The 10495-nt window shown below is 44.6% G+C and carries 11 protein-coding genes and 1 tRNA gene; 5 read left to right on the plus strand and 7 right to left on the minus strand.

All coding sequences use genetic code 11. The annotated features are described in order from the left end of the window. Both ACP5N5_RS03430 and pyk read left to right on the plus strand, forming a co-directional pair. The coding region (locus tag ACP5N5_RS03430) for a YunC family protein (RefSeq protein WP_428132963.1) at nt 1-309 on the plus strand (309 nt) is incomplete at its 5' end. A gap of 7 nt (nt 310-316) precedes the next feature. Next, nucleotides 317-1738 carry a pyruvate kinase gene (pyk, locus tag ACP5N5_RS03435; protein WP_428132965.1) on the plus strand — a complete coding sequence of 474 codons (1422 nt, stop codon included), beginning with the start codon at nt 317-319 and terminating at the stop codon, nt 1736-1738. 12 nt (nt 1739-1750) lie between these two features. On the opposite strand, the gene ACP5N5_RS03440 is transcribed toward pyk, so the two are convergent. The 5 genes from ACP5N5_RS03440 to ACP5N5_RS03460 all read right to left on the minus strand — a co-directional run bounded on the left by ACP5N5_RS03440 (nt 1751) and on the right by ACP5N5_RS03460 (nt 6496). Further along, nucleotides 1751-1852, minus strand: a tRNA-Thr gene (locus ACP5N5_RS03440). 414 nt (nt 1853-2266) lie between these two features. After that, nucleotides 2267-2962, minus strand: a complete 696-nt coding sequence (tpiA, locus tag ACP5N5_RS03445) for a triose-phosphate isomerase (RefSeq protein ID WP_012608913.1) — start codon at nt 2960-2962, stop codon at nt 2267-2269. Nucleotides 2963-2991: 29 nt separating this feature from the next. Further along, nucleotides 2992-4140, minus strand: a complete 1149-nt coding sequence (gene fbp / locus ACP5N5_RS03450) for a fructose-1,6-bisphosphate aldolase/phosphatase (protein ID WP_042666718.1) — start codon at nt 4138-4140, stop codon at nt 2992-2994. Between the two features lie 89 nt (nt 4141-4229). Next, nucleotides 4230-6038 (minus strand): ribosome biogenesis/translation initiation ATPase RLI, encoded by a 1809-nt coding sequence (locus ACP5N5_RS03455; protein ID WP_276814222.1) that lies wholly within the window; start codon nt 6036-6038, stop codon nt 4230-4232. Nucleotides 6039-6205: 167 nt separating this feature from the next. Next, nucleotides 6206-6496 carry a zf-TFIIB domain-containing protein gene (locus ACP5N5_RS03460; RefSeq protein ID WP_048058921.1) on the minus strand — a complete coding sequence of 97 codons (291 nt, stop codon included), beginning with the start codon at nt 6494-6496 and terminating at the stop codon, nt 6206-6208. A gap of 184 nt (nt 6497-6680) precedes the next feature. Here ACP5N5_RS03460 and ACP5N5_RS03465 point away from each other — a divergent pair, with 184 nt between their 5' ends. Together ACP5N5_RS03465 and ACP5N5_RS03470 are read left to right on the plus strand one after the other, a co-directional pair. Next, complete coding sequence (locus tag ACP5N5_RS03465) at nt 6681-6893, plus strand: 30S ribosomal protein S17e (protein ID WP_042667871.1); 213 nt, start codon at nt 6681-6683, stop codon at nt 6891-6893. Next, nucleotides 6890-7402, plus strand: coding sequence for a hypothetical protein (locus tag ACP5N5_RS03470; RefSeq protein ID WP_428132971.1), 513 nt, complete (start codon nt 6890-6892; stop codon nt 7400-7402). Before ACP5N5_RS03465 ends, ACP5N5_RS03470 begins: the two co-directional genes overlap by 4 nt. Before the next feature lie 482 nt (nt 7403-7884). Here ACP5N5_RS03470 and ACP5N5_RS03475 read toward each other — a convergent pair whose 3' ends face one another. Continuing rightward, nucleotides 7885-8565: a dolichol kinase gene (locus tag ACP5N5_RS03475; RefSeq protein WP_428132973.1), complete on the minus strand. Its 681-nt coding sequence runs from the start codon at nt 8563-8565 to the stop codon at nt 7885-7887. A gap of 90 nt (nt 8566-8655) precedes the next feature. After that, entirely contained in the window at nt 8656-9204 is a 549-nt protein-coding gene (locus ACP5N5_RS03480) for a hypothetical protein (RefSeq protein ID WP_428132977.1), read from the minus strand. Nucleotides 9205-9368: 164 nt separating this feature from the next. Here ACP5N5_RS03480 and ahcY point away from each other — a divergent pair. Further along, nucleotides 9369-10495: adenosylhomocysteinase (ahcY, locus tag ACP5N5_RS03485; RefSeq protein ID WP_428132980.1), on the plus strand; the 1127-nt coding region annotated here is incomplete at its 3' end.

Here is a 10495-nt window from a genome sequence, read left to right on the forward strand (position 1 = left end):
ATGATGAGCGTTTCAGATTTTATACGTATAAGAGAGGTTAATGTGGAGGGTAAGAAGTTAATCGGGATCGAGATCTCGCTTCCAAATAGTCCACCTGCAGTTATTCTAATAGGTGAAAAAGGCTTTGCCATGTGTGGGCTTCTCGATGTACAGGCAGCTGAGAGACTCGGCGTGGTTGCTGTGAAAGTCCAGGGTGTTAGAACAGTCGAGGACATGCTGGCTAAAGAAATAAGCGATTCAACAAGTAAGGCCAGAGAACGCGGGCTTGTTAAGGGGGTTAAACTAATAGATGTAATTAACAAGCTGTAGGTGCCTCGTGTTGGGTAGGGTGAAAATAATAGCGACCCTTGGACCCAGTATTCGTGATTACAATGTAATTAAGAAAATGATCAAGGAGGGTGTAGCCGGGTTTAGGATCAACTGTGCTCATGGTGATGAGAATACTTGGATAGAATATGTTAAACTAGTTAGAGACGCGTCCAGCGATCTCGGCAAAGCTATTCCACTAATACTGGATACACCGGGTCCCCAGGTTAGAAGCGGTGATTTCCAGGAGTTCACTGTAAAGCAAGGCGATAACGTTGTAATTTCATCGAACCCGGGTAATGGTGGAGAGAAAAAGATAATTATTGTTCCAGCCAAGGAGTTTTACACAGCCGCTTCAACCGGGGACATTATACTCTATGGGGACGGCGAGATATCATTCAGAGTAATTAACACCGGTGAGGACTTCGTAGAGGTGGTAGTGTTAAACGATGGGGTTGTGAAACCCAGGAAGAAGGTTGTTATAGAGGGGAAGGAGTACCCGGTGGCGTTTCCCAGTGAGGTGGATAGAAGAGTATTTAAGTTCGCTAGCGATGTAAAAGCGACCTTCGTTGCTCTAAGCTATGTTAGGAGCCTGAAGGATGTGGAATTGGCGAAGGATGTATTATCCAGGCATGGATGGATGCCCGGCTTCATAGCAAAGATAGAGACGAGGAGCGGATTCATAAATATGGGTGAGATAATCGAGGTGGTTGATGGAGTGATAGTTGCAAGAGGAGATCTAGGGCTTCACTTCCCTCTCGAGAAACTACCATTGATACAGAAGGAGATAGTAAGGGAGGCAATTAAACATGGTAAGACCGTGATTATTGCAACAGAGATATTGGAGTCCATGGTGAATAATCCAAGGCCTAGTAGGAGTGATGTAGTAGACCTATATAATTCCGTGGAAGATCTCGTCGACGCAGTGTTATTCACTAATGAGACAGCTATTGGGAAATACCCTGTTGAAGTAGTTAGATGGACTAGGAGAATTATTGAGGCAGCCGAGTCCGAGCTTTCCAGGGCACTAATATCCGAGTATAGAGGCACAATCAAAGCTATGAATCTCCTGGATAAATACGTACAGGGACTCGTATTACTAGCTGAGAGCCTCGGAGGCACTATAGTAGGTTATAGTAAGACTGGTAGAATGCCTACACTAGTCTCAAAATATAGGCCGCAGATCAAAGTCTATATAGGCGTAAGCAACCGGTTCCTGGCTGAAAAGCTATCGATAAAGTATGGATTGGAAATCACTGATATGTCCCAGGTCATCCAGGATAACCTTGAAAAGGAGTATGAGGTGGGCGTTGAAAAACTGGTTGAGACACTAGTTAAACAGAATTATCTAAGACCTGGCGATATAGTTGTTGAGACATATGCAAAGCCTCAGACAAGTATACATGAAATAAGGATTAGACAAATAATTTAGAACTTATGAAGAAGCCGCCGGCGGGATTTGAACCCGCGTCCACCGGCTTTCCAACGACTCCGGTTCAATAAGCCGATACGAGGCCGGCGCTCCACCGGGCTGAGCTACGGCGGCATACCTGGTTATAAAAGATTCAACAAGGAGCGTTATAAAGTTAAGCGCCCTCACTATTACAACAGGAATCCCAATCCTTCAGGGTAGGGAGGAGATCGTGGGTACTTTAATAGTGTATTGTCTCTGATTTATAGGTTTGTGTATATTTTCCTAAGGATTTAGTCCCAAGAACTTCATTGGCTGGCAAAACTTGTAAATCTGACTATACAGTGCTTATGGACGTATCGGATGTCTCCGAGGCCACTAGCTCCAGGCAGTAACTCCACACAGTGTTTTCCAGTGTGGAGGAGCCGATGGGGGCACATACGAAGCCGTGATGAACCGAGCCGTGCCAGACACAACCCGCTACGGTTTAATATATAAGGCATGGTTCAGGTAAGCAGTTAAAAACATAGACATGTAGAGGTTTATGGTTTAGGCGAGGCCCTTGAGCATGGCTTCAGCCATTTCTTTCATTACTTGATAGGGGTCTTTTGCTTTCACTATCCCGGAGGCTACTAAGACCCCTATTGTGCCGAGTTTCACAGCTATGTAGGCGTCCTCGCCAGTCGTTATCCCAGCACCCGTTAGTATGGCTACGTCTTTATTGACCCGTCTAATCATGTCTACACTGTTAGTCACTACCTCCGGCTTAGCCTTGCTTACGCTTACACCTGTTCCAATTAGCTCGGGCGGTTCTACGGCAACCATGTCCGGTCCCAGTACTGCTACAGCAGCACCTGTTTCAGGCGTATCCGCACATACAAGTGTCTCGATGCCAAGTCTCCTTGCCTTCTTAACCAAATAGTTTATATCAGAGATTTTTAGCCTATGCTCACTATGGTTCAGTATTACACCATGTGCCCCCAGGTTCTTCAACCCCTCTAATGGTATAAACCCTGTAATAGCCCCGGGCTCCACTGGGTCAGCATGCTGGGCGAATACCTTTACCCCAGTATCTTTCACGGCTTCAATAACGCTTTTCAACTCGGTGAATGGTGGTGCAAGTATTACTTCTACACCGGTCTCTCTCCACACCCTGACAGCGTCTTTTGCTAATCTATAAGCGTTTTCACCAAAACTATGGGGGTAATAGGCCTTAAAATTCACAGCTAGCACTGGCTTAACCATGTCTCATCCACCATGTCTCGGCTGTGAGCTTAGCTTCCGGATAGCATATCACTATGCTTCTTCACTACCTTGGCTTCCTCACTTTTTACAAATCTATCCTTTAGCTTCTCAAGCACTAGTGGCAGCGTTGTATACTCCATCTCCTCGGGTCCAAGTCTATGGGGCATGAAGGGTCCATGTCTTCTCATATACTCAGCGATGAATTGAGCCAACCTCCTTGTCTCATCAAATGCTACGTCATCGAATAGATCAGCCGGTCCTATTAGTTTCCCATTAGAGATATTCCATCCTAAGGCTATGACTCTAGGCGGGCCATCAAACCTTGTCACCCTAGCGTACCTCATTGGCACAGGCATCAATGGCCCATGGTGGCTTCCCCTCATCCACCCAGCTACCAGGTGTGGGAAACTGAATGCTTCCAGTACCTCGCCAACAGCCGGTAACCCGTGTTGCGCCCTCACGATGGCAACTGGGTCATCTTTACCAACATACCTGCCTGCTATGAGGTTAAGTCTTTCAACGCTGACAACGGCGGCTAGTAGATTATCGCTCTTCCTATATACCCTCCTAACAATGTATCTGCCAGGAGTACCTATCAACGCGAGTATATCATACATTTCCTCGGGGGACTTCAATAAAACGCTTCTCCCCTCGAATACATCATATACTTCGAACACAAATCCATCATGCATCTTGGGATCTATTACGAGCCCAGCGGTATTGAATGGATCGGCGAACACTCTGAATAAAGGTAGGTTAAATGCGCCTGGCTCTGTTTTATCCGCGTGGAACGTTATAACTGGCTCAGCCTCCCTCTCCTCCATTTCAAGCTCAGCCACACCTGGGCCAAGTCCCTTCACGTTACCGGAGAAGGCTTCTGATAAAAGATCCTGGCCAGCCGCGTAGAGCTTTAGCTCGCGGGCTACCTTCGTAGCCGCCTTGAAGGCATCCCAGGCCAAGCCATGGATATCCGGGTGATCTGGTCCTTTCGTATGTGTCATTATTAACTGGATATCATCTCCAACATGGGTGACGTAGAAATCTACTATTAACCCCTTCTGCTTCGCCTCAGCAAGCATCTTTGTTACAGCAGCTAATTGATCTGGATGGGGCATGTGATGGCCTGCTATACTGCCTAGGTCTGCCTTGATAACTGAGAGAGTAATCTTCATACCCATGCTTACACCATGTTTAAGTATTTATATGAAAAACTAATAAATATTTCTATAAGAGTAATTTTATTTATTTCATTATTTGTTTAAAAGATTTAATCAGGTAGATAATATTCCCCACGAGTCCTCTGCTCCCTATCCATCACAGAGCCCGGCTTATTTATCCTTGGACGCCCGCTCTCACTATCCCTCCTCACAGTTATATCTAGTTCCTTGAGGAGCCTATTAAAGCCTGTCCTAATATCCACTGGGCCGGAGGCATAACCCTCTATACCGGGCTTACCCAGGAACACTATTATTTTATCGGAGATATAGTTCTGCATAAGTAGGTCGTGTTCCACTACAAGAGCAGTCTTACCTTTCTCCTCCACTATTCTACGTATGGTTTTCGCAGTAGTGATCCTTTCCTCGACGTCGAGGTATGCTGAGGGCTCATCTAGGAAGTAGAGATCGGCATCCCTTGCAAGGGCAACGGCTACGGCTAGTTTCTGTAATTCTCCACCGCTCAGCTCGTCAACCCTTCTATCAAGCATCTTATTTAATCCAAGTTTCCTCACCAGTTCGTTGTATAGCCATGACGATGGATCGAGGGCTGCCGGCGAGGCTGATTTAAGGTTAGCCATCACTGTCTCCTCACTGAATACTTTAGGGGATAACTCCTGTGGTTTCACGCTCACTTTCTCAGCAGATATTAATATGGCTTTCTCAGGGGACTCTATTTCCCCATTAAGTAGTTTCAGGAAGGTGGTTTTCCCAACACCATTAGGGCCCACTATTCCAAGTACTTCCCCTGCATACGCCTCCCCGGGTTCTACACGTAGTTTAAACCCTGATGACTCATACCGGTATTCTATAGCATCCCATTTAAGCACAGGGTATGTGGTGGCAACATCCCTTCTCTCCTGCATATGTATCCTGAATCTAAGCTCCTCATCCCTAATTCTCATGTTTTCAGCTGGTAGATACCCTTTGAGGTAATGGTTTATCCCTGTCCTAGTTCCATAGGGCTTCGATACTATACCGTATACGCCGGGTTCACCATAGACGACTACTATATTATCACTCATATAGTCCAGCACCATTAAGTCATGCTCCACTATTACAACGTAGTTTTTTTCATAGTTGCTGAACTCTCTTATAGCGCTAGCAACCCTTATCCTCTCTCTTATATCTAGGTAGCTGCAGGGTTCATCAAAGAAGTAAGCATTACCGTTTTTAACCAGTACAGCGGCGACCAGGAATTTCTGTAGCTCTCCACCACTTAGCTCACCTATCTTTCTATCAAGGAGATGAGAGAGGTTAAGTTCATCGATTATGTCGCGCCATAAGCCTCTCTCATCAGCTTTCATAATAAGCTCTCTAACACTTCCCTTTAAGACTCTCCTAGCTGCCTCTATATACTGTGGTTTCACAACCGCCTTGATCTCGTTGTTAGCGAGCTTCGTGAAGTATGATTGTAGCTCGCTGCCTCTGAAGTACCTTATTATTGCATCCCATTCAGGTGGATTACTATAGTTGCCCAGATTCGGCTTTATCTGGCCAGCCAGTATTTTTATACTGGTGGACTTCCCGGCACCATTTCTACCTATCACGCCTAAGATGCCGCCTGTCCTTGGTGCTGGTAGATTATATAGTTTGAACATGTTCTCCCCATACCTGTGGACAAGTATTTTCTCAAGCTCGTCGGGTAGATTAACTATTGATATCGCGTTAAACGGGCATTTCTTAACACATATACCGCATCCTATACATGTCTCCTCGTATATTATAACATACTTGCCGTCGCTGCTTAACTCTATGGCCTTCTTCCTCTTCCCCCTGTTGACCGGGCAGAACCTAATACATTCAAGACTACATTTATCTGGTTTACAATAGTTTCTATCCACTACAGCTGTCCTAACCATTTACACCCCCTCTAGCAGTATTAATATATTACTTGGCTGGTTGCCCGCTCTATGAGATATAAAAATTATAGTTACGTATTTTTATCTCGGTAGAGCGGCTTCCACAGCATGATGACTGGTGACGGCTCTGAGGAATCTATGATGAGGAAAAGAATGGCTGAGCTTAACTAATCAGACTCCTCTGAGCTACCTTCTTCCCGCTCTAACTCCTCTAAAAGGACCTCATAGTACTCGCTAAGAATCTCTCTTTCCTCCGGTGAAAGCTTTGTTTCCTTGGTCTCAGTTGCCTGTGCCGTTACAACCCTTTTGCTGGCGTCTACTTGGTATTTAACACTGTACTTCTCTCTCCTCTTATCCATCCTAACCTCGTAGCCGCATTTATTGCACTTTAGAACAGTCTCCCCGTCTTTCTTAACAGGTATTAATGGGCTTCCACATCTAGGGCAGAGCTTAACCACTTCCTCCACCATTCCCTATACGTCTTAACTAATGCTAGTTAAACCAGGTTATAAAGATTTGGTTTCTACGGAAAACAGTGCCGAGAAGAAGTGATGACTGTGGGTACATATTTCAATCTTTAAAAATCCTCTATACAATCTGTTAAACAGGTATGGTTGTAAAAGTAGCAGTGGAGTGATGGATATGGGTAAGGTAAGGATCAGAATAGTTAAGAGAACGGCACGTGATCTACTGGAGAAATACCCGGACCTATTCACCCATGATTTCCAGCATAATAAGGTAGTTGTATCCAGGCTTGTGGAGACACAGTCCAAGAAGATGCGGAATTTAATAGCTGGATATGTCACGCATCTAGTGTCTCTCCGCTTGAAACGTGAGGCAGCGGCCAAGCAATGAGTAACAACATACTCGATGTCTCCAGGCTTTTAGGTAACACTTACAGGATACGGTTCCTAGGTAGAGATATCTATGTAGAGATAGGTATCTGTAGCAAGACATGTGATTCTCTTGATGAAGAAATAGCCTCCTTAAACCCCGCTGATAACAGTGTCCTAGCCATTATTCCTCGAAGTATGGTTTCAAATGTCTCCCAGATAATTCAGGGAGCAATACATTTAATAATATACGAGGACAGGTTAACCAGGTTTAGAAATAAAGGGCTACTATTAATGATGCTCTCAACAGGTTATAATCAAATATCTGAGATGCTTTTAGAAGCAAGAAAGATGTTCAGTAAGGATAACGAATACTATCTGGTAAAAGTATACAGGGATAGCACCGAAACCCAGTCTCCCTCATCGAGGAGTATAACAGGGAATTGTAGACCTGTTGAAGAACCCAAAAGCGGTGAAGACTGTTTAAGATTACTTGTAAAAAACTTGTCTGTCTTACTGGGATTACTGTAGTGTCTCTACCATTCCTCTTCTTCCCACTCTTCTTCTTCCCATTCTTCCTCTTCCCACTCTTCTTCCCATTCCTCTTCCCATTCTTCCTCAAGCCACATCTTCACTATTCCTACACCCCTCCACGTATCAAGGATTATTTTGAATCCTGAGGGTATTTAAATAAACACTTCTAATCCCTTAATCTGACCTCTCCCTGCCCTGAGGTGTGAGGTTTTTCAGTTGTAAAAGACTTCCCCGATGATCAGGGCTGAAATGCTGGGTGTGTTCTTCTATGCTTCTTAGAGCTATGGGTAGGCCGAATATACATCTCCAGGAAGCTTATGGATCCTAAATCAAGGCTATAGATTTACTGGTGGACCCAGCTCCCGAGACCCCCCGGGAAACCACGTTAAGGGCTGAAGTATAACCACGAGGAATCCGGGGATGATCATAAAAGACGATGAAAACTGCTCTCAGGCGAACGGTATTTGTGGTTGGCCCGGTTAGATCCCGAGGTGGATGAATATTATAAGGGTGAAGAAGCTTGCCAACGGTATAGTGATGTTGTCATCTATTCTCTTACTTACCTCGAAGTGTTCTACTATACTTGCCACTATAGCTGATATTAAACCGGCTATCCCAGCCAGGATGTACCCTACTGGAGCTGTAACCACGAGCATGGCTAGGTTACCATACCAGGACTTGTTTCTCTTATTGTATAAGAGGTTTCTAACAATACCTGTTACTCCATCTCCAAACGACATAAATGAAACCGGTATAACCCCATATATCCAGTCCCTGAAAATAATCCATGATAAAACCATGACTACTCCCCACATAATTATAAAGTGTACCTCGTTAATGTTATCTGGGTCCTGGAACCAATAGAGTAGTTGCCCTTTCTTATGTGGTAGGTATACGGCTACAGCTAATATAATTATCATGGGTATAATCGTGTAGGGTGTTTCATAGCGTAATAGAGGTATTAGAATAGATACCACGCCTCCGGCGAGTATGTGTATGATTTTCCTATTATAGTAGACAGCCTTTATACGTGATGTACCATGCTTAATCATCAGGTTATATGTGTAACGGGTTAATGGGTAAACCACTATTATTACCCATACCAGCAAGGTGATCGTATAAAATAACTCCCTAGCTAGTTGGATAGTAATCAACCCCATATTTGATGCACCAGTTTCCACACCAGGGATATGTCCTGAATCATATTTTACTTATTAGGAATGATTCACAATAAATATATAATTAATGATTTAATCACTACTAATACCTTGGGGATTCCCCCAGCACTCCTTAATAAGCCTCCTCAGCTTCACTAGTTTGGTGGCTGTCCCAATATCTATTGCAAGTGCCTGGGATACTTCTCCACTGGTGAAAACAACATTGGTGTTTTTCTCTAATTCCACTACCTTATCATATAATTCACTGGGTACAGCCCAGTGAATTATCCTTCCATTTCTCACCGCTACAACTATGTGGGCGTCTTTCACTCTGAGAATATAGGTGTCCTTTAGTATGCATGTAGATAACTTTAATTCATTAACGTAGTCCATGTACTCTCTCCTAATATAAAACCTCCCTCCCTTCTCCTCCACTATCCCGCTTTTAACCAGCCACCATAATGCCCTCTTAACCAGCTGCATTCTTAAATCAATAATGTTCCTTAACTCTTCTATGCTCGCCCCCTGTGTAGAGTATATGGCGTAGATGAAGGGGTATAACCATGGATTCGATATTATAAACGAGTACAGGATCTTCCCCGGCCTAGCTACTCCCTTATCAGAGCCAATAGAGTTACCCAATAAGCCACACCCATCTTTTATTCCTAGTGATTAAACAATGGTTTTAAAAGTATGTGCTGATGAAGCGTCTGCGTTTCCCTGCTTGCTTCAACCTGGTTGAGATAAACCTCATATTTAAAGCGATACATGGATTCTAAACTATTATAGCCGTGAGGGTGGATTATATGGAGTATAAGGTTAAAGATCTCGCTCTAGCTCCACAGGGGAATGCGAAGATCTCCTGGGCTGAGCAAAACATGCCGGTATTGATGCTGCTGAGGAAACGGCACAGTGCTTTAAAACCCCTTAAAGGAGTTAGGGTTGGCGCCGTCCTTCATGTAACCAAGGAGACGGCTGTATTAATGAAGGCATTCGTTGATGCGGGGGCAGAGGTCGTGTTAGCTGGAAGTAATCCGCTTTCAACACAGGACGATATAGCGGCTGCCCTAGTCGAATACGGTGTACACGTGTATGCCTGGAGAGGGCAGTCCTCCAGTGAATACTACTGGTGCCTTGAGAAAATAATTGAGTGGAGGCCGCAAATAGTATTGGATGATGGTGCTGATCTCCACGCCTTAATACATGAGAAACACCTAGACCTTGCTGAACAAATAATCGGTGGTACAGAGGAGACTACTACAGGGGTTATAAGGCTTAAAGCCTTGGAGAGAGAAGGGCTACTTAAATACCCTGTGATAGCCGTGAATAATGCCTATACAAAGCACATGTTCGACAATAGGTATGGAACCGGGCAGAGCACCTTCGATGGAATACTTAGAGCCACCAACATCCTTATAGCTGGAAAAATAGTTGTAGTAGCTGGTTATGGCTGGGTTGGTAAAGGCATAGCGATGAGAGCCAGGGGTCTTGGAGCCAGAAGAGTCATAGTCACAGAGGTCAATCCCATAAGGGCTCTTGAAGCAATATATGATGGCTTCGAGGTAATGCCCATGAGTGAAGCCGCTGAGATAGGCGATATATTCATAACTGCAACCGGTAATAAAGCTGTTATAAGGAGGGAGCACTTCGAGAAAATGAAGAATGGGGCTATCTTGGCTAATGCTGGACATTTCAATGTAGAGGTATGGATACCGGATCTAGAGGAGTTAGCAAGGTCTAAGAGACATGTGCTACCATATGTTACAGAGTATGAGTTAAGGGATGGGAGAAAGATATATCTACTGGCTGAGGGGAGACTCGTAAACCTCGTGGCAGCCGAGGGGCATCCAAGTGAGGTCATGGATATGAGCTTTGCCAACCAATTCTTAGCCTCACTATACCTTATGGATAACAAGGGTAAGCTGCCCTTAAG

It is taken from the genome of Desulfurococcus sp., assembly GCF_049970475.1.
Lineage (GTDB): Archaea > Thermoproteota > Thermoprotei_A > Sulfolobales > Desulfurococcaceae > Desulfurococcus > Desulfurococcus amylolyticus.